Below are 24,760 nucleotides of genomic sequence, written 5' to 3'. Positions count from 1 at the left end.
CCGCCGCCGCGCTGCCGACCGCCGACCGCACGCCCGAGCGGCCTTCGACACCCGCCGATGGCTGATCCATGAGCTGACCGGCTAACCTGGGCCGCCGGTATCGGCTCCCGGACCCGGCACAGGGCAGGGCCGGGAGCCGTCCGCCGACCGGTCAGCCCAGCTGCGGCGCCACCCGGGAGGAGATCAGCTCCAGGTGGTCGAGGTCATCCAGGTCCAGGATCTGGAAGTAGAACCGGCTCGCACCCGCCTCGGCATAGCGGCCGATCTTCGCCACGACCTCGTCCGGCGTACCGGCCAGGCCGTTCTCCTTCAGCTCGGCCACCTCGCGGCCGATGGCGGCAGCCCGCCGTGCGACCTCGGCGTCGTCCTTGCCGACACAGGCGACCAGCGCGTTGGAGTACACCAGGTCGTCCGCGCCGCGCCCGTGCTGCTGCGCGGCCTCCCGTACCCGGCCGATCTGCTCCCGGCTCTGCTCCACCGACACGAACGGCAGGTTGAACTCGCTGGCGTAGCGGGCCGCCAGCGCCGGGGTGCGCTTGGCGCCGACGCCGCCGATCAGCACCGGGATCTGCTGCTGGAGCGGCTTGGGCAGCGCCGGGGAGTCCTTGAGCTGGTAGTAGGTGCCGTCGAAGTCGAAGGTCTCCCCGACCTTGGTCTCCCACAGCCCGGTGATGATCGCCAGCTGTTCCTCCAGTCGGCCGAACTTCTCCTTGGGGAACGGGATGCCGTACGCGGCGTGCTCCTCCGCGAACCAGCCGGCCCCCAGGCCCAGCTCGACGCGCCCGCCGCTCATCGCGTCGACCTGCGCCACCTGGATGGCGAGGACGCCGGGCAGCCGGAAGGTCCCGGCGGTCATCAGCGTGCCGAGCCGGATGCGCTCGGTCTCCCGGGCCAGCCCGGCGAGGGTGATCCAGGCATCGGTGGGGCCGGGCAGGCCGTCCCCGTCGCCCATCTTCAGGTAGTGGTCGGAGCGGAAGAAGGCGTCGAAGCCGAGCGCCTCGGTCGCCTTGGCGACCCGCAGCAGGGTGTCGTAGGAAGCGCCCTGCTGGGGCTCAGTGAAAATACGAAGATCCATGGTCCCTATCCTGCTACGAGTGCCCGCACGGCGCTTGCGTAGCACCCGTGCCTTCGATGTCGGCGGTGCACGCCATGATTCGCCCATGGACGACATCCACCGCCACGACGACCTCATCCGCCGCGTCAGGGAGCGGGCCGCCAAACGCTGCCCCGACCTGCCGCCGCCGGTCTCCGCACCGGAGTTGGCCGCTGCCGAGGCCGCCTTGGGCCTGCCGCTGCACCCGCTCCTCGCCCGGCTCTACCGGGAGGTGGCCGACGGGGGCTTCGGCCCCGGGTACGGCTTCTTCCGGCTCGGCACCGACAAGGACGGCGGCCCGGACCGGACCGAGGGCCCGCTGACGGCCGCGTACCCCGGGCCGGGCGCGGTCGACCCGGCGGACGAGGACTGGTTCTGGCCGGAGGGCGTGGTGCCCTTTCTGACCTGGGGTTGCGGGATGCTCGCCTGTGTGGACTGCCGCAGCCCCGAGGGCACCGTCCTGCTGTTCGAGCCCAACGCGGTCGGGGACGACTGGTCGGGCGCCTGGTTCCTCGACGCGGACAGCCTCGCGGACTGGCTGGAGACCTCCCTCTCCGGTGGCGGCTGGTACAACGGCCCCGACGCGGACGACGACTGGTCGGACGACGACAGCGACGACGAGCGTCCAGCGGCCGGGGAGACTTCCGCCGAGCCGCGCCCCTGGGGCCCGGAGGCCAGGGCTCGGGCCGGCCGGCCCGGCTGAGATCCCCGGCCCGCTACCCGCTGTGCGGCAGGCGGATCACGGCGCGACCGCCGTCGAGATCCACCCGGGTGCGCGGCGGTGCGCCGTCACCCTCCTCGTCGCGTATCAGCAGGCTCGATTTGCGCTCGTCCAGCTCATGCTGCTTCCCCGCGGAGAAGGTCGCGTGCAGTTGCTCGAAGCCCGTGGCGGAGATCTGCCCCTCCCGGCCGGTGCCCCGCCAGGGAATCCACCGGGACCTGCCCGCTCGCAGCGCCAGCTGATCGACCAACGCGAGCAGGCTGAGCAGGCAGACCAGCCCGGGAATGCTCATGGCCCAGAAAAACATCGTGGTTCCCCCCAGCGACTGCGGCCTGACGGCGACCGTGGACTGACATGGCAACGGGCGGTGCTGCGGCCCGGTTCCCCGGTTACCGTCCGAGCCGGCGCACCGGCCGGACGGGACCGCCCGTCGGACCGCCCCGACCCGGCGGCGGCTGCGGCGCCGGATGCAGCGCCACCTGCTGCTCCACCAGTGCCAGCAGAGTCCGCAGATGCGGCGTCTCCGCCGCCGGTACGGCGACCACCGGCCGGACCCGCCCGCGCAGGAACACCTCCACCGTCGAGCGGCCCGGCTCGACGGAGTGCACCCGCTCCCACGGGTGGCTGTCGCCGTCGACGGTGAGCGCGGACCCGGTGAGCGTGAACCGGCCGTAGCCGACCGCCTCCCCCCGGTCGATCCGCTCCCCGGCCCTCGGCAGCTCGACGGCCGCCACCAGGTCGGCGACCCGGTCCACGTCGTACTCGGCGAAGCGGAACAGCTCGCGGCCCGCTGCGGTGCGCAGTTGCAGCCGGTGGTGATCGCGGGCGCCGCCCTGGCTCCCCTGCCCGGTCTCCACCCACTCGTAGGGCAGCACCTCCTGCCAGAGGTGAACCTCCAGGCCCTGCTCGGGACGGGCCAGTATCGACCCCTGCTCGTAGCAGTGCAGTCGGGCCGTACGGGGCTCCTCCCGCCCGTCGCGCCTGATGCCGAGCACGACCAGGGCCACGGCGGCCAGCAGCAGGACCGCCCCGATCGCCCTCGGCACCGCCCGGCCCGCCAGGAGCAGCCCGATCCCCGGCCCGGCCAGCGCCACGCAGAGCAGCAGGCTCCCGCAGCTCGCTGGAAACCGGGGCGCAGACTCGGTCCTGAGGAACCCGCCCAGCCCCTGCCGCGCCGCGAGGTCCCGCACCTCGGCCGGCGGCCACTCGTCCGACCTGGCCATGCCCACCCCTCCCCATCTCCCGCGCCCGACCGCAGCGCCCTTGGCACACGGCATGCCTGACACACCGCCCTGTCTGACACACCGTCCTGCCCGATACCCCGGCACCGGCCCGCCCACGCCGGGCGGAGCCCCGCGACCGTACCCCGCTTGCCGCCCCGGACAGGGCCGAAGCAGCGGACCGCCCGCCCACTACCCGCTCCCCGGACCGGCGGTGCGCGGTTCCAGCGGCACCACCAGCACCGGCACCGCCGCCGCCGCGGACCCCTCGCCCGGCTGCTCGGCCGCCGCCGGGTCGGCCTCCTCCCGCAGGGCCCGCAGCAGTTCGGTGACCACGTCCTTGCACTCGGCCACCGCGTCGACCGCGTCGATGCACTGCCAGTACAGCGTCTCCGTATCGGCGCCGCAGGCGATGATGATCAGCGCCTCGGCCGTCTCGTGGATCAGGCCGCGCAACTCCCGCAGCACGGCGCCGACCGCGTCCAGCTCGGTGAGCCGCGCCGCCCTGCCGGACCCCGTCCAGTCGTCCGGCGGCCGGTCCAGGCAGCCCCCGGCCTGGCCACCGGCCTCGGCCAGCAGTTGCCCCGCGCCCCGCAGCGGCTCCGCCCCGTGCAGGGCCAGCCGGCCGCCGACCGCCTCGATGAGCGTGCACGCCTGCCACGCCTCCACCAGCACCTCGGGCACACTCCGCGCCTGGGCCAGCGCATGCCTGGTGGACCTGACCAATCGCAGCGCGTCCATCCCGCCACTCCCTCCCCGTCCGGGTGTCCTGTCGGAAGGCAACGGTGCCCGGTCGGAGCGGAGCGCGGCGGAATGCCGCCGGAGGCTGTGGACAAACCCCGGGGTGTGGATAACCGCATCCCCCGTACGAGTGAAGCAGGAACGGTCCGGCAGGCCGCCCCGAACACCCGTACGGATATGTTCAGCCGGTTTTGGCGGGCGGGCCGACCGGCCCGTCCGTCTCCGGCAGCGGGAAGCGCAGCTCATTGCGGTCGATCTTGGCCGCCAGCGCCTCCAACGGGTCCACCCCCAGCACCGCGCAGAACTGGAGCAGGTAGGCCAGCACATCGGCCACCTCGTCCCGGACCCGGTGCGCGCTCTGCGGATCGTCCATCACCGCGGCGGCCTGCTCCGGGGTCAGCCACTGGAAGATCTCCAGCAGCTCCCCTGCCTCCACGCTCAGCGCCGCCGTGAGGTTCTTGGGCGTGTGGTACGGCTGCCAGCGGCGCGCCGCCGCGAACTCCACCAGACGCCGCTGCAGTTCATCGATTCCCTCGTTCACCGCACCAGGTCTACCGCATCCAGCCGCCCCCGCCCTACTCCGGCACCGCGCCCCCCGCGCCCCCCGCGACCGGCACCCCCGCGACCGGCACCCCCACCCGCCCCGGCCCGCCACCCTCCGCCGCACGCGCCGACTGCGGCGGCACCCGGACCGCCTCCGGCACCAGCACGCTGAGCCCGGTCACCGGATCGCGGCCGCAGGCCACCAGCTCCGCCGCCGCCACCCTCCGGGCCGGCTCCGGGTCCTGGAGCACCGCGAGCACCCGGGCGTGCCCCGAGCCCGCCATGTCCCGGGCCAGGTGCAGCAGCTCCGCGACCTGCCCGCGCGCCAGCCCCGCACCCAGGTCCTCGGCCGCCACCGTCAGCAGCCGCCGCTCCCAGGGCACCTCCCCCGCCGGGTCGACGTCCAGCACATCCGCCCCGGTCAGCAGCACCGCCGCGAAGGCGAGGTGGCGCAGCATCCCGTCCGCCGCCCGGTCCAGCGCGGTGCGCCCGAGCACCCCCTCGTCGAAGTAGGCCATCACCCGGTCCGCCCCGCCGCGACCGGCGCGCCGCCGCACGCCCAGCTCCGCCAGCGGGTGCGGGGCGGCGGCCCGCAGCGCCCTGACCAGTCGGCCGTAGCGGTGGCGGCACTCCCCCTGCATCCGGGCCAGCACCGCCGAGATGTTGGCCGCCGATCCGGCCAGCCGGGCCCCCGGGTCGGCCGTCGCCCAGCCGCGCATCAGCCGGGGCTCCGGGTCGGCGGTGTAGACCTCGCGGAGCGCGGTGAGCACCTGCTCGGCGGCGGCCAGCACCTTGCGCTCCCCGGCCGAGGCGCCGGCCACCCGCAGCGGGATCTGCGCGGTGATCAGGCCGCCGTCGTCGAACGGCGCCCGGATGTCGCCCTGCCTGCTGTCGTTGTGCCAGGTGACATTGGTCCGGCCGCGCCCGGCGTCCCGCTCGCCGGTCTCCAACAGGACGCGTCCGCCGCCGGTCAGCCGCTCCCGGGCGATCCGCGCCCCGCCGTCGGTGCGGACGGCGACATCCAGCCGTACCGGGCCGGCGGCGGTCCGCAGGGTGACCCCGAGGGCGAAGGCGTCCCGCCCGTGCGGGGCGCACCCGGCCACGCCCCCGCGCACCGGCCTGCCGCCCTCCAGCGCCTGGGCGACCGGTGCGCCGCCCGCCAGCCGGGAGAGCACCGCGAGGGCGTCCAGTGCGTTGGACTTCCCGGCGCCGGAGGGGCCGTGCAGCACGGTGAGCGGGCCGAGCGGCAGGGTGGCGTGCTGGTAGGACTTGAAGGCCCGGAGCCGCAGTTCCTCGATGTAAGGCCGGATGACGTCGCTGTTCATCCCGGGGACGGTAGTGGGCCGCCGACCGGCGAAACGTCCCTGCGGGGCGGCGTTCACCCCGACGGGTCCCGACCCGGCAAACAAGCTGACGTGGCGTCAAAGTCGTTGGTACGCAGCAATGGTGACCGCTGCGGTGACCTCGACCGGGTCGGGCAGCGCCGCCAGCGGCCCGGCCAGCCGCTCCGGGTCGGTGTGCCAGGCGCTGGGACCCATGGCCACCAGCGCCGCCGCCTCGCTGCGGGAGAGCGTCAGCGTCCAGCGCACCTCGCGCCGCTCCCCCGGGGCGAGGTGCGGGCCGAGCTTCTCCGCGATCCGGCGGTCCTTGTCCTCGTCCACCGAGAGCAGTCCGAGCGGGCCGACCAGTTCCCGCAGGTGGGGGCCGGTCGGGGAGACCACCAGCAGGGTGCCGCCGGGGCGCAGCACCCGCCGGATCTCCGGGCCGCCGCGCGGCGCGAAGACATTGAGCATCAGCGCGGCCGAGGCGTCCCGCAGCGGCAGCGGCCGCCAGGCGTCGCAGACCACGGCGCCCACCCGGGGGTGGGAGCGGGCGGCGCGGCGCAGGGCGTACTTGGAGATGTCCAGCGCGGCGCCGGGGCGGCCCGGCAGCCGGTCGAGCACCGCCGCCAGGTAGTAGCCGGTGCCCGCGCCGAGGTCCGCGACGCAGCCGCCGGCCGGGGCGCCGTCCAGCGCGTCGGCGGCCGCCTGGGCGAGCGCGCCGGCGATGGGGGCGTAGTGGCCCGCGCTCAGGAAGGCGTCCCGGGCGGCCACCATGGCGGCGGTGTCGCCGGTGCCGGTGTGCGCGTCGCCGGGCAGCAGGCTGGCGTAGCCCTGGCGGGCCACGTCGAAGGAGTGCCCGGCGGCGCAGCGCAGCGCCCGGCCGTCGTCCAGTGCCAGGTCCGCCCCGCAGTGGGGGCAGACCAGGTATTCCGCGATGTCCTGCAGCACCGTTCCGCTTCCTTGCCGTCCAGCCCGACGGTCCAGCGTACGGCGGCGGCGGGCTCACTCCTCGCCGTCGTTCTCCTCGCCGTCGCCGCCGCCGTCCGCAGCGTCGGCCTCGGGGTCGCTGACGGTCCAGGCGGCGAGGCGCTCCGCGATCCCGGTCACGCCGAGCCGGCCCTCGCGCACCGCGCGGGCCAGGGCGCGCACCTCGCGGGCGGTGGTGGCCACCGTGGCGCCGCCCGCCGCCAGGTAGGCGTAGGCGACGGCGGTGGCGAAGAGCTCGTTGGAGCGCTCCAGCGCCGGTGCCCGCATCAGCTGGTGCAGCAGCGCGGCGGCGCGGTCCTGCGGTTCGGGGTAGACGGGGATGTCGAAGACCTCCGCCTGGTGCCGGGCCACCGCCGCGAGCAGCGATCCGTAGTCCGCGACCTGGGGATCGCCGGGGGTGTACTGCTCGGCGGTCATCAGCAGCCACGCCAGATCGACGCGTACGTTCAACGCCGTGCGCCCTTCGCTGTCTCCGCCGGGTCGCCGAACTCCGCCAGGAAGGCCGTCTCGTACTCCTTCATGAACTGCGCCGCCGCGTCCACGAAGGCGCGGCCGGTCTCCCCCATGTCCTGCCGGACCAGCTTCTCGATGTACTGGTTCATGCTGATCCCCTGCGCCTCGGCCCGCTCCCGGGCCATCTCCGCCGTGGACTCCGCCACCCGTACGTTCAGCTGCTTCTTCGCCATACCATGACGCTAGCGTCAGACCGCTAGCACAACAAGGGGTACGGTCCCGATCGCCCCGGGTGACCGTCAGCTCGGCCGCGCGGGGCGGTCGTTACACTGCTCCGGACCATGACGCACGGAGTTACGGGGGATACGTGACACAGGGGACGTTCCGGGTCGAGGCCGACGAGCTGGGCCAGGTCTCGCGGGAGCTGGGCGAGGCGACCGGCAGCATGGGCGGGGCGATGCAGGCGCTCCACAAGGCCGACCCCAAGGTGACCGGCCATCTGGCGCTGGACAGCGCCTGCGCGGGCTTCTCGGACCACTGGAAGTACGGCCTGAAGCAGCTGAACGAGGCGCTGCGGGCGATCGGTGACGGCCTGGACGCCACCGTGCGGAGCTACCGGCAGACCGACGACGCGATCCGGGGCACGATGACGGGTCAGGTGTCGGCCTGATGACCGTGATGGGAATCGGGGGCTTCGGCCCGTCGGTGGACCGCGACGGGTTCGACGCGCTCGGCTTCGACCCCGCGCCGGGCAGCCCCTCCGGCGTCGAGGCGCTGGTGACGGACCTTCAGCAGGCCGCCGCCCAGCTGGAGGACGCGTACCACAGTGTGCAGCGGGCCTCCGACAACGGGCAGTCCTGGCAGGGCGAGGCCGCCGACGCGTTCTCCGCGCGGATCGCCAAGCTGCCCGGTCAGCTGGACACCGCGCACACCTCCTTCTCCGCCGCGTACCGGACCCTGGCCGGCTGGCAGCAGCAGCTCGTCTCCATGCAGAGCACCGCCGCCGACCAGGAGGAGCAGGCCAGCGCCGCCAAGGCCCGGCGCGACCAGGCGGCGGACGACCCCGCGCTGGGGCTCGGCGGGACGTGGTACGCCGACGAGCAGCAGGCCGAGGAGGCAACCGCCCGGCTGCGCACCGCCGAGGCCCGGCTGAACGCGGCCGACGCCGAACTCAAGGCGGTCATCGCGGAGGCCAGGGCGCTGCGCGCCGAGCACGACCAGCTGGCCCAGGAGGCCGCCCGCGCCGTCAAGCAGGCCGGTGACCAGGCCCCGGACGGTCCCGGCTGGTTCTCCCGGCTGATGGACGACGTCAAGAAGCTGGCCGACCTGCACATCCAGCTGGCCAAGGACGCGATGGACTGGGTGAAGGCCCACGCCAACGCGATCGCCGCCGTCGGCGACCTGCTGGCCAACGCCAGCACCCTGGCCGGTCTCGCCTCGATCGCGCTGGCCGGCGCCGGGCTGGTCTTCCCGCCGCTGGAGGTCGGCGCGGCGGCCCTGGACGCGGTCTCCATCGGCCTGTCCGGCGCGGCGCTCGGCGTCCACACCATCGCCGCCGTGGCCGGGGCCGATGTGTCGCCGCTGACCTTCGCGGTGGACGGGATGGGCCTGGTCCCGGTGGTCGGGGAGGTCGGCAAGACCGGCAAGCTGGCCTCGTCGCTGTTCGAGCGGGGGGTCGTCGGCTCCGGGGTCGGGCTGGGCGCCACCGGCATCTCGCTGGACGGCTGGTCCAAGGACGCCGGCGGGCTCGGGCAGTTCATGCCGCGCGGCGGCCGGCAGTGGGGCGAGCTGCTGCTGCCGGGCGGCCCGCTGCTGGTCGGCATGGAGAACGCCTGGGACGACGGCTCCGCGAAGGACCGGGAAGCCGCCGGGACCGGTGGCTGACATGCGCCGCCCCGATGCCGCACAGGTCGCAAGCCCGTCCGGACGGGAGCCGCAACCGTGGACATGACCGAGCTGGCGCGGCAGCTGGACGGCCGACCCGCCGTCACCCAGCGCCCGTACCTGTTCAGCGGCGACGACGCCGAGGTCCGCTGGGTCTGCTGGCTGTACGGCTACCAGGTCGAGGTCTTCCGGCAGTACTCCACCCGGGTCGCCTCGGCCGAACTGCTGGCCGTGCTCGACCCCGACCCCGCCGCCCGCGCCCGGGGCGACTGGATGCGCCGCCCCGACCTGCGCCCCGGCGTACCCGCGCCGATCCCGTGGACCTGGCAGCAGCCCGGCCGGTGGCCGCTGTGGACGCCGCCGGGCTGGCCGGCCGGCAGCGGCCCGGTGCGCCCCGCGCCGGACCGGATGCCGGTGCCCACCGAGGAGCAGATCCGCGACCGCTACCACCCCGCCGGGCTGCTGGTCTTCGGCGCACTGTTCGCGGTCGCGGCGGCCGGCCTCGCCCTGGCCCACCCGGCGGGCGCCGCCGCGCTGGCGCTGGCCGCCGTCGGCTGCTTCCTCGGCTATCTGCCGCTGCGCCGCTACCGCGACCGGCTGCTGGTACGCGCCGGTGAGCGCCGCCCGCTGTACGACCCCGCCCCCGGCACCCCACCGCCGCCACCCCCTCCGGACGGCCCCGCGTCCGACCGCCACCATCGAGAGGGCAACCGTTGAGCAGCAGCACGGTGGAGTTCCTGGTCCCGCCGGAATTCCGGGAGTTCAAGGCCGCCGAGAGCCTGGAGAAGGCGTACGAGGCGGTGCTCGACCGCCTCGGCCCCGCCGCCCGAGCGCTGCCCGCCGAGCAGCGCCGGGCGTACACCGAGCTGTACGCGGCCGGCTCCGCCGCGCTGATCGAGGCCGATGCGATCTGGTGCGGCAGCTGCCTGGGCACCATCGACGGCCGGCTGTCCACCGCGACCCTCACCGTGACCCGGCTGGAGACGGACGACGACGCCCCGCAGCAGACCGCCGCCGCCGGTCTGCTGGAGCTGCTGACACCGCCGCCCGCGACGGCCGACCAACCGGTCGAGCGGCAGGTGGCCCGGTACGACGCCCCCGCCGGTCCGGTGGTCACCGTGCTGGAGTCCGGGCCGGGCTGGCAGCTCTCGCCCGAGGAGCATGTGCCGCTGCTCTCCGCCAAGGCGTACCTGCCGATGCCGCCCGCCCGGCAAGGGGTGCTGATCCTGGAGCTGAGCACCCCGGACACCGACAACTGGGCGGAGGTCTACGCCCCGCTGTTCGTCCAGGTGATCCGCAGCGTCCGCTTCCCCGAACCGGAGCAGCCGGAGCAGCCCAGCCGACCCAGTCAGCCCAGCCGGCCCAGCCGGCCCGGCGAGCCCACCGCCCCGGCGGGCGGCGGGTCCGCCCCGCCGCCCGCCGACGACCCGTTCAGCACCGTGCTGCGCTGAGGGCCCGTCAGCGCTTGATCCCCAGCGCGGGCAGCACCGTCTCGCCCACCCGGTACGCCTCCTCCAGCAGCGGATTGCCGGAGAGGATGAAGGTGTCCACCCCCAGCGACTCGAACTCCTGGAGCCGCTCCACCACCTGGGCCGTCGACCCCACCACGGCGGTGCCCGGCCCCGGCCGGAACAGGCTCATGCCGGGCCACAGGTTAGGGTAGACCTCCAACTCCCGGGCCCGAGCCGGCACCTGACCCCCGTGCTGGCGGAACTGGCGCTGCCAGCCGACCCCGTCCGCGTCCTTGGCCTCACCGAGCCTGCGGGCGTACGTCGCCTCGCTGGTGGCGTCCAGCAGTTCGTCGGCCGCCGCCCACGCCTGCTCCTCGGTGTCGCGGACGATCAGGTGCAGCCGCAGGCCGATCCGCAGGGTGCGGCCGTGGGCGGCGGCCCGCTCCCGTACCCGGTCCAGCTTCTCCCGCAGCTGCGGCACCGGCTCGCCCCAGGTGAGGTAGACGTCCACCAGCTCGGCCGCCATCTCGATCCCGGCCGCCGAGGAGCCGCCGAACCAGAGCGGGATGTGCGGGTGCTGCACCGGCGGCAGCTCCCGCAGGTCGGACCCGGCGCCGGTCAACCGGTAGAAGCGGCCCTCGTGGTCGAAGACCTCACCGGCGGTCAGCCGCTTGACCAGCGACCAGTACTCGGCGCTGAGCGCATAGCGCTCGTCGCCCTCCAGGTGCAGGCCGTACTGGGCCAGCTGCCGGGTGCTGCCGTTGACCACGTTGAAGCGCAGCCGCCCGCCGAAGAGGTGCTCGAAAGTGAGCGCCTGCTTGGCCAGCAGCGTCGGCGCGATCAGCCCGGGGTGCACCGCCAGCAGCGGCTTGAAGCCGGGGCCGGTGGCGGCGCAGAGCGCACTGCCCAGCGCCCAGACGTCGTACAGGTCGGTGGCCAGCAGCGCCCCGGTGAAGCCGAGGCTCTCCACCGCCCCGGCGAGCCGCTGGAGGTAGCCGAGGTCGACGGGACGGCGGCCGGCCGGCTCCCAGGGGTACCGGCCCTCGCGCGGAATGACGTACCAGAGGACTTCGGAGGCCACGGCGGTCAGCCCTCCACGCCGGTACGGGCGGCGGCGACGCGCTCCAGCGCGGCGGCGACCGGCGCCCGCAGGCCCGGCGCACCGGCATCGGCGGTACGGACCGCCCGGGAGCTGAAGCCGACGCCGTGCAGGATGTCGGCGGCCTCCTGCTGCTCCGCGAGGAAGGCGTCGGAGACCGGCTCCAGCCGCCAGGGCAGCAGGCGGTGCGCGGTCTCCCAGTCCTCGACCGAGCCGCCCAGGTCGGCGGCGACCGCCGCGGCGGCCTCCCGGGGGTGGGACGCCGCCCAGTCGTCGGCGCGCTGGAGCGCGGCGGCGATCGCCGCGACCACCTCGGGCCGCTGCTCCGCGAGGTCGCGGCGGGTGAAGAACACCGAGCGGTCGGTGATCACCTCGCTGGTGGGGAGCAGCACCCGGAAGTCACCGGAGCGCTGGGCGGCGGCCAGTTCGGCCTCCTGGGCGATCCAGCCGGCGATCTCGCCGGAGCGCAGCCGCTCGGCGGGGTGCCGGTCGGCGTCCCCGGGGCGCTGCGCGGTGATGTCGTGGCGGTAGGAGAGGCCCGCCCGGTCCAGGGCCTTGGCCAGCAGATGGGTCTGCCAGGAGCCGATGCCGAGGACGACGGTGCCGCCCCGCAGGTCCGCCACCTCGCGCACCGGGCCGTCGGCGGCGACCAGCAGCGCGCCATGGCCGGGGCGGGGCGCGGAGACCGCCGCGTACACGATGTCGTGGCCGTCGGCCTGGGCGGTGACCGGCGGGGTGGAGCCGGTGCCGCCGAAGTCGAGGGTGCCGTCGGCGAGCAGCGCGCCGGTGCGGGTGCCATCGGTGTAGCGGTGCCACTGGGCGCTCTCACCGAGTGGGGCCAGCTCCTCGTCCAGGAACGGCAGCCGGGAGAGGTGGTAGAGCGAGGGGTTGCCGGCGTGGACGCCGATGGTGAGGGTCATGGGGATCACTTCCTGTCAGTAGCAGTGGTGGCAGCGGTGGCGGCGTCGACGGTGACGCCGAGGTCGGCCAGCAGACGGCGGCGCAGCGCGGCGAAGGCGGGATCGGCGCCGTCGCGCGGGCCGGGCACCGCCACCCGCAGGTCGGTGACCGGCTTGCCGTCGCGGAGCACCAGCACCCGGTCCGCGAGCCGGACGGCCTCGTCCACGTCATGGGTGACCAGCAGTACGGCGGGCCGGTGGCGCCGGCACAGCGCGCCGACCAGGTCCTGCATCCGCAGCCGGGTGAGGGCGTCCAGCGCGGCGAACGGCTCGTCCAGCAGCAGCAGTTCCGGCTCCCGCAGCAGGGCGCGGGCCAGGGCGACGCGCTGTGCCTCGCCGCCGGAGAGGGTGCCGGGCCAGGCGCGGGCGTGCCGCTCCAGGCCGACCTCGGCCAGGGCCCGCAGTCCGCGTTCGCGGGTCCGAGCGCCGCGCGGCAGGCCGACGGTGGCATTGGCGAGCACCCGCTTGGAGGGCACCAGCCGGGGTTCCTGGAAGACCACGGTCCTGGCCGGGGGCACCAGCACGGTTCCCTCGTCGGCGGTGTCGAGGCCGGCCAGGATGCGCAGCAGGGTGGTCTTGCCGGTGCCGCTGGCCCCCAGCAGGGCGGTGAACTCGCCCCGGGCCAGGTCCAGGTCGATTCCGTCGAGGACGGCGCGGTCACCGAAGACCCGGCGCAGGCCGCGCAGTCGGACGGCGGTGCTGGTGCCGGTCATCGGGCGGCCCCCGCGCGGCGCCAGGGCATCAGCAGCCGCTCCAGCAGCCGGACGACGCCGTCGGCGGCCAGGCCCAGCGCCCCGTAGATCAGCACGCACAGCGCGAGGATGTCGGTGCGGGCGTAGTTCTGCGCCTGGGTCATCAGATAGCCGATCCCGGCAGTGGAGTTGATCTCCTCGGCGGCGACCAGCGCGATCACGCTGAGCGTCATGGACAGCCGCAGCCCGGCCAGTACGGACGGCAGCGCCGCGGGCACCACGACCTGCCGGACCAGTGCGGGGCCGCGCAGTCCGAAGGTGCGCATGGCCTCCAGCAGCTTGCGGTCGGTGTTGCGCACCCCGCTGGCGGTGTTGACGTACATCGGGAAGGTGGTGGCGACCGCGATCAGGATCACCTTGGACGCCTCGTCGATGCCGAACCAGACCATGAACAGCGGCGCCAGGGCCAGGAACGGCAGGGTGCGCAGCACCTGGACGGCGGAGTCCAGCAGCTGGTCACCGAGCCTGCTCAGCCCGGTGAGGACGCCGAGCAGCAGCCCGGTGGCGGCGCCGAGCAGCAGGCCGAGCCCGGAGCGGGTGAGCGAGACCCGCAGCGCGTCGGTGAGCTGGCCGTTGCCCCACAGCTCCCCGGCGGCCCGGACCACGTCCGGGGGCGAGGCCAGTACGTCGGGGGTGAGCACGCCGGTCGCGGAGGCGGTCCACCAGCCCGCCAGCAGGGCGAGCGGGCCGACCACCCGCAGTCCGGCGGCGAGCTGCCGCCGCCCGGTGGCCCGGGTCCGCTGCGGCCGGGGCGCCTCCAGGCCGGGCGGGTGGTCGGGGGCGTGGTCGGTCGGGGCGGTGAGCACGGCGGTCACGATCCGCCCCCGGTCGGCACGTCAGCCCCGGTCAGCAGGGCAGCGCCGATCAGGTGCGGCCGTACGTCGATCCGGACGGGGGTGACGTGCTGGGCGACGAAGAAGTCGGCGACGGCGTCGAACCGCTTGAGCTGGTCCGCCCCGATGGGCTCGACCGGGGCGCCGCGGCCGGTGATGTCCACGGTGACGTCGCGGGCCTTGCCCTTGACGGCCTCGGGTCCGGCGTCGGTGAAGACGTTGACGTACTTGGCCGGGTCCTTCAGCTGGGCGGCGGTGGCCTGGTGCAGGTACTGGTAGAAGGCCCGGACCACCTCGGGGTGCTGGTCGGCGAAGGCGGTGCGGACGGCCCAGACCGAGTAGTTGTCGGACCCCACGGCGGCGCCGTCGGCCAGGAAGTGCGCGCCGCCGGCGAGGGCGGCCACCGAGAAGGTGGACCAGGTCGCCCAGGCGTCGACCTGGCCGGAGTTGAAGACCGGGGCGGACTGGTTGGCGACCAGGTAGACCCGCTTGACCTTGTCGACCGGGATGCCATTGCGGTCCAGGGCCTTGAGCAGCAGGTACTCGCTGGTGCCGCCCTGGTTGACCGCGATCTTGCGGCCGACCAGGTCCTTGACGGTGCGGATCGGGGAGCCGTCCTTGACCAGGATGCCCTCCCCGGCGTTGTCGGGGGCGATGGCGGCGAAGAGCTTGAAGCCCGGCTTCTGGGACAGCGCGGTGACCGCCGAGGTGATGGAGCCCTGGGCGACGTCCAGCTGGCCGGCGTTGAGCTCCTGGGCGGCGGGGGCGAACGGGCCGGCGCTGCCGGTCCAAGCCACCTTGGCGTGCACCTTGGCGAGGGCGGCCGCCAGGCTGCCGTCCTTCTTGCCGAGGGCGAGGGCGCCGGAGTTGCCCGGGTCGGGAATCCGCAGCGTGGTCTCCGGTCCGGCGGCGGCGCCGGTTGCCCGGTCGCCCGTTGCCCGGTCGCCCGCTGCCGGGTCGCCCGCTGCCGGGGCGCCGGCGGCCACCTGGGTGCCGGATGAGCCGCAGGCGGTGGCGGCCAGCAGGACGGCCGCGCCGAGCAGCGCGGCGGCGGTGTGGCGGATGCGCATGGTCATGGGGGTGTCCTTCTCGGAGGTGGTTCGGGGCCGGGTCAGCCGGTGGGCTGCCGCGCGGCGCGGGCGGCGGCCAGCTCCCGGGCGTGGCGCAGCGGCTCGGGGTCGCTCCAGGCGCCGATGTCGACGGGGGCGGCCAGGAAGCCCTGGCCGTACAGGAAGCGCTCCTGCCGGGCCAGCAGCTCCAGCCGCTCGGCGGAGAGGTCCAGGTGCAGGGTGCGGTGGCCGCCGTCCCGGTAGGCGCGGGCGACGCCGTCGGCTCCGGCGCCGGTCTCGGCGCCGAGGATGCGGGCGGTCCCGGTGGGGTTGTGCGCGGCCCACTGGGCGGCCTCGACGAGTACGGCCAGGAAGCGGACCACCAGCTCGGGGTGGTGGTCCAGCAGCTCCTGGTGCACGGTGAGCGGCCGGGGGGTGCCGTTGTTGACCCGGGTGGTGCGGTCCGGCAGCCGGTCCAGGTCCACCGCGACGACCGCGCCGTGGCGTTCGGCGGCCTCGGCGGCGACGGCGCCCTTGGCGTACACGGCGTCGACCTCCCCCGCCGACAGCGCCCGCAGCTCGGCCTCCCACTGCCCCGGCACGTCCCCGGCGGGCACCTCCACCGGTTCGGCGTCGGAGAGCCGCAGCCCGGCGGAGGCGAGCGCCCCGGTGAAGCCGGCCAGTGCCATGGCCCGCCAGAAGTCGATGGCGATCGGGTGCCGGGGCACCGCCAGCCGCCGTCCGCGCAGTTGCGCGGCGCTGCGGATGCCGCTGTCGGGGTGGACCAGGACGACCTGCCGCTCCTCGATCCAGGTCAGTCCGAGCAGCCGGGTGGCCTCGCCCCGGGACCGGGCCCAGAGCGCGGGGACATTGCCGCCCTCGCGGAACAGGCCGGTCAGGGCATGGGTGTAGTGGTGGTCGCGGGCGACGTCGGCGGGCACCTCCTGGAGGGAGCGCACCGCGATCCCGTCGGGGGCGAATTCGGCCGGCAGCAGGCCGAGGTCGGCGGCGATCCCGGTGGCGGTGGGCACCGGGCAGCGGGTGAACCAGAGCGTGTCCGGGCCGGCGGGGGTGGGGCGGCTGGGGGCAGGCATACGGCGTCTCCGTACGGCAGGGCGGCCCGCCCGGCCGCGGAGCTGCGACGGGCGGGTGCGGGAGGGTGCTCGGGGGCGCGCGGCTGGCACGTCACGCGACGGGGTCGCCGGGACGGCAGCCGGCAACGGCTCGCGTCCGTCCTGGGCGGAGCGGATGGCGCGGCGGAGCGGATGGCGCGGGGGGAGCCGCCGGGGTCGGGCTTGCGCCCCGGTGGCGGGCCGGCTCAGCGACAGCAGGTGGCGGCGACGCGTACCAGGTCGATGTGGCGCCGCGTGGTGAGCAGCGGCGCGGCCGGACGGCAGGCGGGGCGGGGCAGCGGTGCGGATGTCATCGGCTGCTCCCTCCCAGGTCCGGTACGCGTGGCGGTGGACGGGTCGCCGCACCGCGCGAGGAGCGTGGCACACGGCCTCGGAGAGCGGCAATCGACTTCCACCATGTGGGAAGGGAATCCCTCTCCCGTCCCGTGGACAAGATTCTTGCAGAGCTTTGTTGCCGCATTGTGAAAAGCACAGCGGGAGCCGCGCGGAGTGGCAGACTGCCCGCATGGATGGATCACCGGCCACCCCCGACCAGCGCCCCTCCGGCGCCCAGGCGGTCCACCGCGCCCTCGGCGTCCTGGGCTGCTTCCGCGACGAGGGGCCCGAGTTGAGCGCCTCCCACCTGGCCCGGCGGCTGCGGCTCTCGGTCTCCACCACCCACCGGCTGGCCCGCACCCTGGTGAGCGCGGGCTTCCTGGAGCAGGACCGCCGCACCTCCCGGTACCGGCTCGGCCCCGCCGTCACCGAGCTGGGCCGGCTCTCGTACTACCAGCGCGGCCTGCACCTGGCCGATCCGGAGCTGGAGATGCTGGCCCGGCGCACCTCGACCACCGCCGACCTGGCCATCCGCAGCGGACGGCACGCCGTGATCATGGCGGGCGGCTCGGCACCCGCCGACTCCAGCGCCGGACTGGCCCGGCCACTGCACTCCACCGCGCTGGGCAAGGTGCTGCTGGCCTGGGCCCGGCCCGGCGAGGACGACCTGGCGGCGCTGGGCCCGCTGGAGGCGCACACCGGCCGTACCATCGTCGACCCGGCGGCGCTCCGCGCCGAGCTGGCGCGGGTGCGAGCCGACGGCTACGCGCTCAACGACGGCGAGTCGGCGGCCGGGGTCCGCACCCTGGCGGTGCCGATCCTGGACGTCTCCGGGTATGCGCACAGCGCCCTCGCGCTGCGCTCCACACCCTCGGTGCTCACCGACGAGCGCATCCCCTGGTTCCTGGCCATGGCGCAGAACGCGGCGGCCGGACTTGAGGTGCTGCTGCTCCCGCCGGAACTGCGGCGGCCGCCCCTGCTCCCCCCACCGCCCGGCTGACCCCTGCCCGCCGCCCGGCGTCAGCGGCCGAGCCGCGCCCGCAGCTCGTCCAGCAGCCCGTCACAGGCCGACTCGCACATCGCCAGACACTCCTCGAAGCCGTCCAGGCCGCCGTAGTACGGGTCCGGCACATCCAGCCCGGCGGTCGGCGGCAGCGCCGGGTCGTAGGAGCGCAGCAGCCGCACCTTGGCCGCGTCCCGCGCGGTCGGGGCGAGCCGCCGCAGGGCGCGCAGATGCCCGCCGTCCAGCGCGATCACCAGGTCGAGCGAGGCGAACCAGCCGGCCTCGAACCGCCGCGCCGCATGGCTGCCCCCGTATCCAGCCGCCGCCAGCACCGCGACCGTCCGGTGGTCGGCCGGGTCGCCCTCGTGCCAGCCGCCGGTGCCCGCGCTGTCCACGACCACCAGGGCGTCGAGGCCCGCCTCGGCCACCTTGGCGCGCAGCACCTGCTCCGCCATCGGCGAGCGGCAGATGTTGCCGGTGCAGACGAAGCAGACCCGCAGCGGCGCGGCGGCACGGCGGTCAGCGGTCGGCGGGGGCACAAAGGCGGTGGTCACCCCACCATCATCGCCCCTGGGTCCGACACACCCACCGCCGGCCCCGGCACCCACCGGGGCCGGCGGTACGGGTCAGGACATCGGCGCCAGGATCGCCACGCACTCGAAGTGGTGGGTCATCGGGAACAGGTCGAAGGCCCGCAGCGACACCGACCGGTAGCCGCTCTCGGCGAAGAACGCCAGGTCACGGGCGAGTGCCGCCGGGTCGCAGGCGACATAGGCGATCCGGCGGGCACCCAGCCCCGCCAGGTGCCGGACGGTGGCCCGACCCGCGCCGGAGCGCGGCGGGTCCAGCACGATCAGGTCGGTGGAGGTGATACCGGTACGCGGCAGCAGCAGCTCGACCTTGTCGCACTCGATCCGGACGTTCTCCAGGTCGGCCAGGTTGTGCCGGGCGTCGGCCACGGCCTGCTTGGCCGACTCGATGCCCAGCACCGCGCCGGTCTCCCCCAGCCGGTCCGCCAGCGCCCCGGCGAACAGCCCGGCCCCGCAGTACAGGTCGAGCGCGTTCTCACCGGGCCGTGGCGCCAGGCCGTCCAGCACGGCGCCGACCAGGATGTCGGCCGCCGCCGGGTGAATCTGCCAGAAGCCGCCGTTGCCGACCCGCCAGGTGCGCCCGGCCGCCCGCTCGCGGACGAAGGTCCGGCCGTGCACCCGGTGGAACAGCTCCCGCTCGTCGATCCGGGCGACCGACACCGGCCGGTCCAGCTCCACCAGCGGCAGCCGCCCGCCGGGGACCGGGGTCAGGATGACCTGCCGGTCGGAGGAGCCGGTGGCGGCCACCACCTCGACGGAGGCGATCTGCGGCCACTCCCGGGCCTCGACGCCCAGTTCCTCCACGCCGGGCGCGGCGATCAGGCAGTGGTCGACCGGCTCCACCTCGTGCGAGCGGTGGCGCCGCAGCCCGACCCGTCCGCTCTCCCGGTCGACGGTGAACTGCACCCGGGTCCGCCACGCCGGGACCTGCCCGGCGGGGAGCTTGTCGCCGGGGGCGGGCTCGACACTGCCGTCCCAGCCGGCCTCGGCCGGGGCCAGCCCGGCGAGCCGCAGCAACTGCTCGGTGAGCACCTGCGCCTTGAGCTTGCGCTGGGCGCCGGGCGTGGCGTGCTGCCAGTCGCAGCCGCCGCACCTGCCCGGCCCGGCGAACGGGCAGGGCGCCTCGACGCGGTCCTTGGACGCCTGGAGCACCTCCACGGCGTCGGCGCGCAGGAAGCGGGAGTCGGTGGTGCCCTCGGTGACCTGGGCCGTCACCCGCTCCCCGGGGAGCGCGTGCCGGACGAACAGCACCCGTCCCTCGTGGCGGGCGACGCAGTGGCCGCCGTGGGCGACCGGGCCGACCTCGACCTCGTAGCGTTCGCCGACGAGTGAGACGGCGGGGGTGGATGGGGCGGTGCTGGTCACGAGGAGCTGTCCTTGGCGTTGTCGGTGCCGGTCCCGCCTGCGGGACCGGTCGCGGCGCCCTCCGGGGCGCGCCGCTGCCGGCGTGGCTCGCCGCGCCGGACCGACCCGGGCGCGGACCACTCACGCTGCTGCTTGCGCCGCTCGGAGGACTCCAGCTGCCAGGGTACGGAAACCACCATCACGCCGGGCGTGAACAGCAGCCGTCCCTTCAGCCGCAGGGCGCTCTGGTTGTGCAGCAGCTGCTCGTACCAGCGCCCGACGACGTACTCGGGGATGTAGACGGTCACCACATCGCGTGGGCTGCTGCGGCGCAGGCCCTTCACATACTCCAGGATCGGCCGGGTGATCTCCCGGTACGGGGAGTCCAGCACCTTGAGCGGCGCCTCGATGCCGCGCTCGTGCCACTCGGCCTGCAGCGCCTTGGTGTCGGCCGGGTCGACGTTGACCGTGACGGCCTCCAGCACGCTGGAGCGGCCCAGCCGGGCGTAGGCGAGCGCCCGCAGGGTGGGCTTGTGCAGCTTGGAGACCAGCACGATGGAGTGCACCCGGGACGGCAGCACCGCGTCCTCACCGGGCTCCTCGGCCGACGCCAGCTCCGCCGAGACGCCGTCGTAGTGGCGGCGGATGGCCTTCATCAGCACGAACAGCACCACCATCAGCATGATCGCCACCCAGGCGTGGGTGAACTTGGTGGCGAGCACCACGATCAGCACCAGGGCCGTCATCACCAGGCCGAAGCTGTTGATCGCCCGGCTGCGGATCATGCGGGCGCGCTTCTTGGGATCGGTCTCGGTTCTCAGCAGCCTGGTCCAGTGCCGGATCATGCCGCTCTGGCTCATGTTGAAGGCCACGAAGACGCCCACGATGTACAGCTGGATCAGCCGGGTGGGATCGGCGCCGTACGCGACGATGAAGACCATCGCGATCCCGGCCAGCATGATGATGCCGTTGCTGAACGCCAGCCGGTCGCCGCGGGTGTGCAGCTGGCGCGGCAGATAGCGGTCCTGGGCCAGGATCGAGGTGAGCACCGGGAAGCCGTTGAACGCGGTGTTGGCCGCCAGCACCAGGATCAGCCCGGTGACGCCCGCGACGAAGAAGAAGCCCGGCTTGAAGTCGCTGAACACCGCCTCGCTGATCTGCGCCAGCGCCGTCTTCTGGTGGTATCCGGCCGGTGCGCCGACCAGCTGGCCCGCCGGGTCGTCCGCCATCCGCAGCCCGGTGACGCTCGCCAGGTAGATGATCCCCATGAACATCGTCACCGCGATGGTGCCCATCATCAGCAGTGTGGTGGCGGCGTTCCGGCTCTTGGGCTTGCGGAAGGCCGGTACGCCGTTGCTGATGGCCTCGACGCCGGTCAGCGCGGCACAGCCGGAGGAGAACGCCCGCAGCAGCAGGAAGATCAGCGCGAAGCCCGCCAGCCCGCTGTCGCCCGGCTCCGCCTGGAGGTGGAAGGACGCGCTCTCGGCGTGCAGCTGGGTGCCGAGCACCACATGCCGGAAGAGGCCGAAGAGCGTCATCCCGAGCACGCCGACCATGAAGGCGTAGGTGGGCACCGCGAAGGCGGTGCCGGACTCCCGTACGCCGCGCAGGTTCATGCCCATGAGGATCACGACGACCAGCAGCGACAGCGCCACCTCGTGCCCGCGCAGCGCCGGGACCGCCGAGACCACGTTGGCGACGCCCGACGTGGTGGAGACCGCCACGGTGAGCACGTAGTCCACCATCAGGGCGCTGGCCACCACCAGCCCGGAGTTCGGCCCGTGGTTGACCGTCGCCACCTCGTAGTCGCCGCCGCCGCTGGGGTACGCGTGCACGTTCTGCCGGTACGAGGCGACCACGGCCAGCATCACGACGGCGACCACGACGCCGATCTGCCAGGAGAAGTGGATCGCCGACACCCCCGCCACGGAGAGGGTGAGCAGGATCTCCTCGGGCGCGTACGCGACCGACGACAGCGCGTCGGACGCGAAGACCGGCAGGGCGATCCGCTTGGGCAGCAGCGTCTCACCGAGCTTGTCGCTCCGTAGAGCGCGCCCGATGAGGATGCGTTTGGGTACGTCGGTCAGCTTGGACACGAGGAGGATCGTAAGCCGTACGGGGTCCCGTGCGGGACTGGCCCGACGCCCCCGGTCTCCCGTACTGGCGTTCTGCTGCGCGTAGACCGGCATTTGCGATGATTCGGGCAACACCGCGTTATGGATCAGCAACCGTCGAAGGTGTGCCCGACCACCGTGGGCGGGTACCGCGTGTGTGTACGGGGCCGCGCGGTGCGACCCTGGTGTACTGCCTGGTGCCGACCGGTGCCAGGATCGAGCCGAGCCATCACACCGGAAGGACGGTCGTGCACATCGTCATCATGGGCTGCGGACGCGTGGGCTCAGCCCTTGCACGCGCCCTGGAGAAACAGGGTCACTCGGTCGCCGTGGTCGACCAGGACCCGACGGCGTTCCGCCGTCTCGGTTCGGGCTTCGGGGGCAGGCGGGTGACCGGGGTCGGCTTCGACCAGGACACCCTCAAGGAGGCCGGCATCGAGGAGGCCGGCGCGTTCGCAGCGGTCAGCAGCGGCGACAACTCCAACATCATCGCCGCCCGGGTGGCCCGGGAGACCTTCGGCGTGGAGAACGTCGCGGCCCGGATCTACGACCCGCGCCGTGCCGAGGTCTACCAGCGGCTCGGCATCCCGACCGTGGCGACCGTGCGCTGGACCGCCGACCAGATGCTGCGCCGGCTGCTGCCGAGCGGCGCCGAGCCGCTCTGGCAGGACCCGAGCGGCAGTGTGCAGCTGGCCGAGGTCCCGGTGGCCCCCGCCTGGGTCGGCCACCGGCTGACCCAGCTGGAGGCGACCGCCCAGGTGCGGGTGGCGTTCATCACCCGGCTGGGTGAGGGCACGCTGCCGAGCGCCGACGCGGTGCTCCAGGAGGGTGACCTGGTGCATGTGATCATGCCGATCTCCGCGCTCCAGTCCGTCGAGGCGGCATTCGCCAAGGGTCCCGAGGAGGGTCACTGATGCGCGTCGCGATTGCCGGTGCCGGCGCGGTCGGCCGCTCCATCGCGGGCGAGCTGCTGGAGAACGGGCACGAGGTGCTGCTGGTCGACAAGAACCCCTCCGCCATCTCGGTGGAGCGGGTGCCGCAGGCCGAGTGGCTGCTGGCCGACGCCTGCGAGATCACCTCACTGGACGAGGCCGCGTTGCAGCGCTGCCATGTGGTGATCGCCGCGACCGGCGACGACAAGGTCAACCTGGTGGTCTCGCTGCTGGCCAAGACCGAGTACGGCGTCCCCCGGGTCGTCGCCCGCGTCAACAACCCCAAGAACGAGTGGCTGTTCAGCGAGTCCTGGGGCGTGGACGTCGCGGTCTCCACGCCGCGCCTGATGTCGGCGCTGGTCGAGGAGGCGGTGAGCGTCGGCGACCTGGTACGCCTGATGCGCTTCAGCCAGGGCGACGCCAACCTGGTGGAACTGACCCTCCCCGGTGACGCGGAGCTGGTCGGCACCCGGGTCGGTGATGTGTCGTGGCCGGAGGACACCGCACTGGTGACCATCATCCGGGAGGGCCGGGTACTGGTCCCGAGCAAGGACGACACCCTGGAGGGCGGCGACGAGCTGCTCTTCGTGGCGGCCCAGGACCGCGAGGGCCAGTTGGAGGACCTGCTGTCGGCCGAGGCCGATCAGCAGGACGGCCAGTAGCACCGACGGGCGGGAGGGGCCGCACCCCGCGGGGTGCGGCCCCTCCCGCCCGCTGTCGGTCGAGACCGGTCAGTAGTCCGAGGTCGGCGCGGCGTGCCGTGCCTTGCGCGGCTCGGTGACCACCGCGACACCGTCGCCGCCGTCCTCGTCGTCGCCGTCGTCGTCCAGCACCGCCTTGATCGGCGCCGGTGCCTTGATCAGGATCTGCCAGGTGAAGTACATCGCGACCAGCATCGGCGGAATGCCGAGGGCCACCTTCATCCAGCCCAGCAGGTTGGCATTGTGCGCGAAGTACAGCGGGAAGAGCACCACCGGCTTCACGGCCATGCAGCCGAACCACACCCAGGTCGCCCGGGTGTAGGCCACCAGCCGGCCCGGGTTCTGCTTGCGCCAGGTGAACATCTCGCCGGTGATCGGGCCGAGCATGACGCCGATCAGCGGCCAGCGCGCCAGCGCCGAGATCGCCAGCGCGGCGCAGTAGCCCACGCTGTAGAGCAGGCCGGGCAGGTAGAAGTCCTCCGCCTTGCCCGACTTCATCGCGATGTACGCGCCGATGGCGACGCCGAAGACCCCGCTGAAGGCGTGCTGCACGGTCTCCCGTCGCAGCAGCCGCACCACGGCGAAGACCCCGCTCAGGCCGATCGCGGCCCAGGCGGCCGCGGAGACCTGGTGGGTGATGTTGAAGGTGACGATGAAGACCAGGCCGGGCAGGGTCATGTCGACCATGCCCCGCACCCCGCCGAATGCCTTCATCACCGAGTCCGCGGCCTCCTTGGAGGCCGCCTCGTGCCGGGCCGCCTCCTCTTCGGGGGTCTCCACCCGCTCCACGGGGGACACCCCCTCGGCGGGCTGCGGGGCGACCCCGTCCGGGTACGCCTGCGGTGCGGCGGCGGCGTCGCCGCCGGGCAGGTTACTCACGTCATTCGCTCCCGTGTCCGACCGGACGCAGCTCGTAGCGCGGATTGAACAGGACTCGGCGGCCGTGTGCGTGGCTGATGCGCCCACTGGCGATCAGCCGCCGGCCGGGTTCTATGCCCGCGATCGATCGCCGCCCCAGCCAGACGACGTCCAGCGCGTCGGAGCCGTCGAACAGCTCCGCCTCCAGGGCGGGGACGCCCGCCCGGGGGCGGAGCGTCACGGTGCGGAGGGTGCCGGTGACGGTCACGAGCTCGCGATCGTCGCAACGGGAGATGGGGGTGCACCCCGCCTCCTGGGCATCCTGACGCAGCTCCTCCGCCTGGAGTTCCTCGGAGGAGCTGGTGAGACGGTCGAGCATGCGACGGAACCGCCCTGGTTGCCGATCGCTGCGGAGGTCACCACTCATGTCAAAAAGGGTACCCGCTCGAAGCCGTCCCACGGAGGGCCGCCACCGGCCCAACCTGGGCCGCCACTCCCGGGAACGCAGAAATGGCCGTGGCCCCAGCGTTGAACGCTGGGGCCACGGCCTCAATGATTGTTCGGCGGCGTCCTACTCTCCCACAGGGTCCCCCCTGCAGTACCATCGGCGCTGAAAGGCTTAGCTTCCGGGTTCGGAATGTAACCGGGCGTTTCCCTCACGCT

General features: G+C 74.1%; 29 protein-coding genes and 1 rRNA gene. 8 read left to right on the top strand and 22 right to left on the bottom strand.

Annotation, left to right across the window (positions count from 1 at the left end; translation table 11 throughout):
• Positions 1 to 151 precede the first annotated feature (151 nt).
• Complete coding sequence (locus ACIQGZ_RS24720) at positions 152 to 1,075, bottom strand: LLM class F420-dependent oxidoreductase (RefSeq protein WP_402605533.1); 924 nt, start codon at positions 1,073 to 1,075, stop codon at positions 152 to 154.
• An 85-nt stretch (positions 1,076 to 1,160) separates the two neighbouring features.
• Here ACIQGZ_RS24720 and ACIQGZ_RS24715 point away from each other — a divergent pair, with 85 nt between their 5' ends.
• On the top strand, positions 1,161 to 1,796 hold the full coding sequence (locus tag ACIQGZ_RS24715) for an SMI1/KNR4 family protein (protein ID WP_402605530.1): 636 nt from the start codon (positions 1,161 to 1,163) through the stop codon (positions 1,794 to 1,796).
• Positions 1,797 to 1,809: 13 nt separating this feature from the next.
• On the opposite strand, the gene ACIQGZ_RS24710 is transcribed toward ACIQGZ_RS24715, so the two are convergent.
• From ACIQGZ_RS24710 to ACIQGZ_RS24675, 8 genes are all read right to left on the bottom strand, one after another.
• On the bottom strand, positions 1,810 to 2,106 hold the full coding sequence (locus ACIQGZ_RS24710; RefSeq protein WP_402605527.1) for a DUF6191 domain-containing protein: 297 nt from the start codon (positions 2,104 to 2,106) through the stop codon (positions 1,810 to 1,812).
• A 97-nt stretch (positions 2,107 to 2,203) separates the two neighbouring features.
• The gene (locus ACIQGZ_RS24705) at positions 2,204 to 3,037 is read right to left on the bottom strand and encodes a hypothetical protein (RefSeq protein WP_402605524.1); all 834 of its coding nucleotides are present in this window, start codon (positions 3,035 to 3,037) and stop codon (positions 2,204 to 2,206) included.
• Between the two features lie 189 nt (positions 3,038 to 3,226).
• Positions 3,227 to 3,775 (bottom strand): DUF6099 family protein, encoded by a 549-nt coding sequence (locus ACIQGZ_RS24700; RefSeq protein WP_402605522.1) that lies wholly within the window; start codon positions 3,773 to 3,775, stop codon positions 3,227 to 3,229.
• A gap of 181 nt (positions 3,776 to 3,956) precedes the next feature.
• Positions 3,957 to 4,316 carry a nucleotide pyrophosphohydrolase gene (locus tag ACIQGZ_RS24695; protein WP_402605519.1) on the bottom strand — a complete coding sequence of 120 codons (360 nt, stop codon included), beginning with the start codon at positions 4,314 to 4,316 and terminating at the stop codon, positions 3,957 to 3,959.
• A gap of 34 nt (positions 4,317 to 4,350) precedes the next feature.
• Complete coding sequence (locus tag ACIQGZ_RS24690) at positions 4,351 to 5,643, bottom strand: AAA family ATPase (protein ID WP_402605516.1); 1,293 nt, start codon at positions 5,641 to 5,643, stop codon at positions 4,351 to 4,353.
• A 96-nt stretch (positions 5,644 to 5,739) separates the two neighbouring features.
• A complete protein-coding gene (locus ACIQGZ_RS24685) occupies positions 5,740 to 6,588 on the bottom strand; it encodes a putative RNA methyltransferase (protein WP_402605513.1) in 849 nt (282 codons plus the stop codon).
• 54 nt (positions 6,589 to 6,642) lie between these two features.
• Entirely contained in the window at positions 6,643 to 7,077 is a 435-nt protein-coding gene (locus ACIQGZ_RS24680) for a fic family toxin-antitoxin system, toxin component (RefSeq protein WP_402605510.1), read from the bottom strand.
• The gene (locus tag ACIQGZ_RS24675; RefSeq protein ID WP_402605508.1) at positions 7,074 to 7,313 is read right to left on the bottom strand and encodes a toxin-antitoxin system HicB family antitoxin; all 240 of its coding nucleotides are present in this window, start codon (positions 7,311 to 7,313) and stop codon (positions 7,074 to 7,076) included. Before ACIQGZ_RS24675 ends, ACIQGZ_RS24680 begins: the two co-directional genes overlap by 4 nt.
• A gap of 134 nt (positions 7,314 to 7,447) precedes the next feature.
• Between ACIQGZ_RS24675 and ACIQGZ_RS24670 the strand changes: the two genes are divergently transcribed.
• The 4 genes from ACIQGZ_RS24670 to ACIQGZ_RS24655 are packed head-to-tail and all read left to right on the top strand — an operon-like array spanning position 7,448 to position 10,415.
• The gene (locus tag ACIQGZ_RS24670; protein WP_402605505.1) at positions 7,448 to 7,750 is read left to right on the top strand and encodes a WXG100 family type VII secretion target; all 303 of its coding nucleotides are present in this window, start codon (positions 7,448 to 7,450) and stop codon (positions 7,748 to 7,750) included.
• Positions 7,750 to 8,964 (top strand): hypothetical protein, encoded by a 1,215-nt coding sequence (locus tag ACIQGZ_RS24665; protein ID WP_402605503.1) that lies wholly within the window; start codon positions 7,750 to 7,752, stop codon positions 8,962 to 8,964. The genes ACIQGZ_RS24670 and ACIQGZ_RS24665 overlap by 1 nt, the downstream gene beginning before the upstream one ends.
• A gap of 57 nt (positions 8,965 to 9,021) precedes the next feature.
• Positions 9,022 to 9,681, top strand: a complete 660-nt coding sequence (locus tag ACIQGZ_RS24660) for a hypothetical protein (protein WP_402605501.1) — start codon at positions 9,022 to 9,024, stop codon at positions 9,679 to 9,681.
• Positions 9,678 to 10,415: a hypothetical protein gene (locus ACIQGZ_RS24655; protein WP_402605498.1), complete on the top strand. Its 738-nt coding sequence runs from the start codon at positions 9,678 to 9,680 to the stop codon at positions 10,413 to 10,415. The genes ACIQGZ_RS24660 and ACIQGZ_RS24655 overlap by 4 nt, the downstream gene beginning before the upstream one ends.
• Positions 10,416 to 10,422: 7 nt before the next feature.
• Here ACIQGZ_RS24655 and ACIQGZ_RS24650 read toward each other — a convergent pair whose 3' ends face one another.
• The 7 genes from ACIQGZ_RS24650 to ACIQGZ_RS24620 form a co-directional block, all read right to left on the bottom strand.
• On the bottom strand, positions 10,423 to 11,496 hold the full coding sequence (locus ACIQGZ_RS24650) for an LLM class flavin-dependent oxidoreductase (RefSeq protein WP_402605496.1): 1,074 nt from the start codon (positions 11,494 to 11,496) through the stop codon (positions 10,423 to 10,425).
• Positions 11,497 to 11,501: 5 nt separating this feature from the next.
• Positions 11,502 to 12,434, bottom strand: a complete 933-nt coding sequence (locus ACIQGZ_RS24645; protein ID WP_402605493.1) for an ABC transporter substrate-binding protein — start codon at positions 12,432 to 12,434, stop codon at positions 11,502 to 11,504.
• A 5-nt stretch (positions 12,435 to 12,439) separates the two neighbouring features.
• Complete coding sequence (locus tag ACIQGZ_RS24640) at positions 12,440 to 13,186, bottom strand: ABC transporter ATP-binding protein (protein ID WP_402605491.1); 747 nt, start codon at positions 13,184 to 13,186, stop codon at positions 12,440 to 12,442.
• The gene (locus ACIQGZ_RS24635) at positions 13,183 to 14,040 is read right to left on the bottom strand and encodes an ABC transporter permease (protein ID WP_402605488.1); all 858 of its coding nucleotides are present in this window, start codon (positions 14,038 to 14,040) and stop codon (positions 13,183 to 13,185) included. The genes ACIQGZ_RS24640 and ACIQGZ_RS24635 overlap by 4 nt, the downstream gene beginning before the upstream one ends.
• Positions 14,037 to 15,128 carry an NrtA/SsuA/CpmA family ABC transporter substrate-binding protein gene (locus tag ACIQGZ_RS24630; protein WP_402605765.1) on the bottom strand — a complete coding sequence of 364 codons (1,092 nt, stop codon included), beginning with the start codon at positions 15,126 to 15,128 and terminating at the stop codon, positions 14,037 to 14,039. The genes ACIQGZ_RS24635 and ACIQGZ_RS24630 overlap by 4 nt, the downstream gene beginning before the upstream one ends.
• Positions 15,129 to 15,169: 41 nt before the next feature.
• A complete protein-coding gene (locus tag ACIQGZ_RS24625; protein WP_402605485.1) occupies positions 15,170 to 16,201 on the bottom strand; it encodes an ABC transporter substrate-binding protein in 1,032 nt (343 codons plus the stop codon).
• Positions 16,202 to 16,425: 224 nt separating this feature from the next.
• A complete protein-coding gene (locus ACIQGZ_RS24620; RefSeq protein WP_402605482.1) occupies positions 16,426 to 16,533 on the bottom strand; it encodes a putative leader peptide in 108 nt (35 codons plus the stop codon).
• A gap of 212 nt (positions 16,534 to 16,745) precedes the next feature.
• Between ACIQGZ_RS24620 and ACIQGZ_RS24615 the strand changes: the two genes are divergently transcribed.
• Entirely contained in the window at positions 16,746 to 17,555 is an 810-nt protein-coding gene (locus tag ACIQGZ_RS24615; protein ID WP_402605479.1) for an IclR family transcriptional regulator, read from the top strand.
• Between the two features lie 20 nt (positions 17,556 to 17,575).
• Here ACIQGZ_RS24615 and ACIQGZ_RS24610 read toward each other — a convergent pair whose 3' ends face one another.
• The 3 genes from ACIQGZ_RS24610 to ACIQGZ_RS24600 form a co-directional block, all read right to left on the bottom strand.
• Positions 17,576 to 18,112 carry a low molecular weight protein-tyrosine-phosphatase gene (locus ACIQGZ_RS24610; RefSeq protein WP_402605476.1) on the bottom strand — a complete coding sequence of 179 codons (537 nt, stop codon included), beginning with the start codon at positions 18,110 to 18,112 and terminating at the stop codon, positions 17,576 to 17,578.
• Between the two features lie 72 nt (positions 18,113 to 18,184).
• Positions 18,185 to 19,513, bottom strand: a complete 1,329-nt coding sequence (locus ACIQGZ_RS24605; RefSeq protein ID WP_402605473.1) for a class I SAM-dependent RNA methyltransferase — start codon at positions 19,511 to 19,513, stop codon at positions 18,185 to 18,187.
• Positions 19,510 to 21,588, bottom strand: a complete 2,079-nt coding sequence (locus tag ACIQGZ_RS24600) for an APC family permease (protein ID WP_402605470.1) — start codon at positions 21,586 to 21,588, stop codon at positions 19,510 to 19,512. Before ACIQGZ_RS24600 ends, ACIQGZ_RS24605 begins: the two co-directional genes overlap by 4 nt.
• Positions 21,589 to 21,854: 266 nt before the next feature.
• Between ACIQGZ_RS24600 and ACIQGZ_RS24595 the strand changes: the two genes are divergently transcribed.
• Both ACIQGZ_RS24595 and ACIQGZ_RS24590 read left to right on the top strand, forming a co-directional pair.
• On the top strand, positions 21,855 to 22,520 hold the full coding sequence (locus ACIQGZ_RS24595) for a potassium channel family protein (protein WP_402605467.1): 666 nt from the start codon (positions 21,855 to 21,857) through the stop codon (positions 22,518 to 22,520).
• Positions 22,520 to 23,200, top strand: coding sequence for a potassium channel family protein (locus ACIQGZ_RS24590; RefSeq protein WP_402605465.1), 681 nt, complete (start codon positions 22,520 to 22,522; stop codon positions 23,198 to 23,200). Before ACIQGZ_RS24595 ends, ACIQGZ_RS24590 begins: the two co-directional genes overlap by 1 nt.
• A gap of 69 nt (positions 23,201 to 23,269) precedes the next feature.
• On the opposite strand, the gene ACIQGZ_RS24585 is transcribed toward ACIQGZ_RS24590, so the two are convergent.
• The 3 genes from ACIQGZ_RS24585 to rrf all read right to left on the bottom strand — a co-directional run.
• Entirely contained in the window at positions 23,270 to 24,118 is an 849-nt protein-coding gene (locus ACIQGZ_RS24585) for a DUF3159 domain-containing protein (RefSeq protein ID WP_402605463.1), read from the bottom strand.
• Position 24,119: 1 nt separating this feature from the next.
• Complete coding sequence (locus ACIQGZ_RS24580) at positions 24,120 to 24,524, bottom strand: OB-fold nucleic acid binding domain-containing protein (RefSeq protein ID WP_402605460.1); 405 nt, start codon at positions 24,522 to 24,524, stop codon at positions 24,120 to 24,122.
• 131 nt (positions 24,525 to 24,655) lie between these two features.
• Positions 24,656 to 24,760: ribosomal RNA gene (rrf, locus tag ACIQGZ_RS24575) — 5S ribosomal RNA — on the bottom strand; the annotation flags it as partial.

The sequence above is a fragment of the Streptomyces sp. NPDC092296 genome (genome assembly GCF_044755465.1).
Lineage (GTDB): Bacteria > Actinomycetota > Actinomycetes > Streptomycetales > Streptomycetaceae > Peterkaempfera.
The sequence above is the reverse complement of the archived record's forward strand: the minus strand, read 5'-3'. Positions and strand labels throughout refer to the sequence as shown.

Excerpts from the sequence above, each read along its gene's own strand:
- ACIQGZ_RS24720 (WP_402605533.1), bottom strand. The coding sequence starts at position 1,075 with ATGGATCTTCGTATTTTCACTGAGCCCCAGCAGGGCGCTTCCTACGAC.
- ACIQGZ_RS24715 (WP_402605530.1), top strand. The coding sequence starts at position 1,161 with ATGGACGACATCCACCGCCACGACGACCTCATCCGCCGCGTCAGGGAG.
- ACIQGZ_RS24710 (WP_402605527.1), bottom strand. The coding sequence starts at position 2,106 with ATGAGCATTCCCGGGCTGGTCTGCCTGCTCAGCCTGCTCGCGTTGGTC.
- ACIQGZ_RS24705 (WP_402605524.1), bottom strand. The coding sequence starts at position 3,037 with ATGGCCAGGTCGGACGAGTGGCCGCCGGCCGAGGTGCGGGACCTCGCG.
- ACIQGZ_RS24700 (WP_402605522.1), bottom strand. The coding sequence starts at position 3,775 with ATGGACGCGCTGCGATTGGTCAGGTCCACCAGGCATGCGCTGGCCCAG.
- ACIQGZ_RS24690 (WP_402605516.1), bottom strand. The coding sequence starts at position 5,643 with ATGAACAGCGACGTCATCCGGCCTTACATCGAGGAACTGCGGCTCCGG.
- ACIQGZ_RS24675 (WP_402605508.1), bottom strand. The coding sequence starts at position 7,313 with ATGGCGAAGAAGCAGCTGAACGTACGGGTGGCGGAGTCCACGGCGGAG.
- ACIQGZ_RS24665 (WP_402605503.1), top strand. The coding sequence starts at position 7,750 with ATGACCGTGATGGGAATCGGGGGCTTCGGCCCGTCGGTGGACCGCGAC.
- ACIQGZ_RS24645 (WP_402605493.1), bottom strand. The coding sequence starts at position 12,434 with ATGACCCTCACCATCGGCGTCCACGCCGGCAACCCCTCGCTCTACCAC.
- ACIQGZ_RS24640 (WP_402605491.1), bottom strand. The coding sequence starts at position 13,186 with ATGACCGGCACCAGCACCGCCGTCCGACTGCGCGGCCTGCGCCGGGTC.
- ACIQGZ_RS24630 (WP_402605765.1), bottom strand. The coding sequence starts at position 15,128 with ATGCGCATCCGCCACACCGCCGCCGCGCTGCTCGGCGCGGCCGTCCTG.
- ACIQGZ_RS24625 (WP_402605485.1), bottom strand. The coding sequence starts at position 16,201 with ATGCCTGCCCCCAGCCGCCCCACCCCCGCCGGCCCGGACACGCTCTGG.
- ACIQGZ_RS24620 (WP_402605482.1), bottom strand. The coding sequence starts at position 16,533 with ATGACATCCGCACCGCTGCCCCGCCCCGCCTGCCGTCCGGCCGCGCCG.
- ACIQGZ_RS24615 (WP_402605479.1), top strand. The coding sequence starts at position 16,746 with ATGGATGGATCACCGGCCACCCCCGACCAGCGCCCCTCCGGCGCCCAG.
- ACIQGZ_RS24590 (WP_402605465.1), top strand. The coding sequence starts at position 22,520 with ATGCGCGTCGCGATTGCCGGTGCCGGCGCGGTCGGCCGCTCCATCGCG.
- ACIQGZ_RS24580 (WP_402605460.1), bottom strand. The coding sequence starts at position 24,524 with ATGAGTGGTGACCTCCGCAGCGATCGGCAACCAGGGCGGTTCCGTCGC.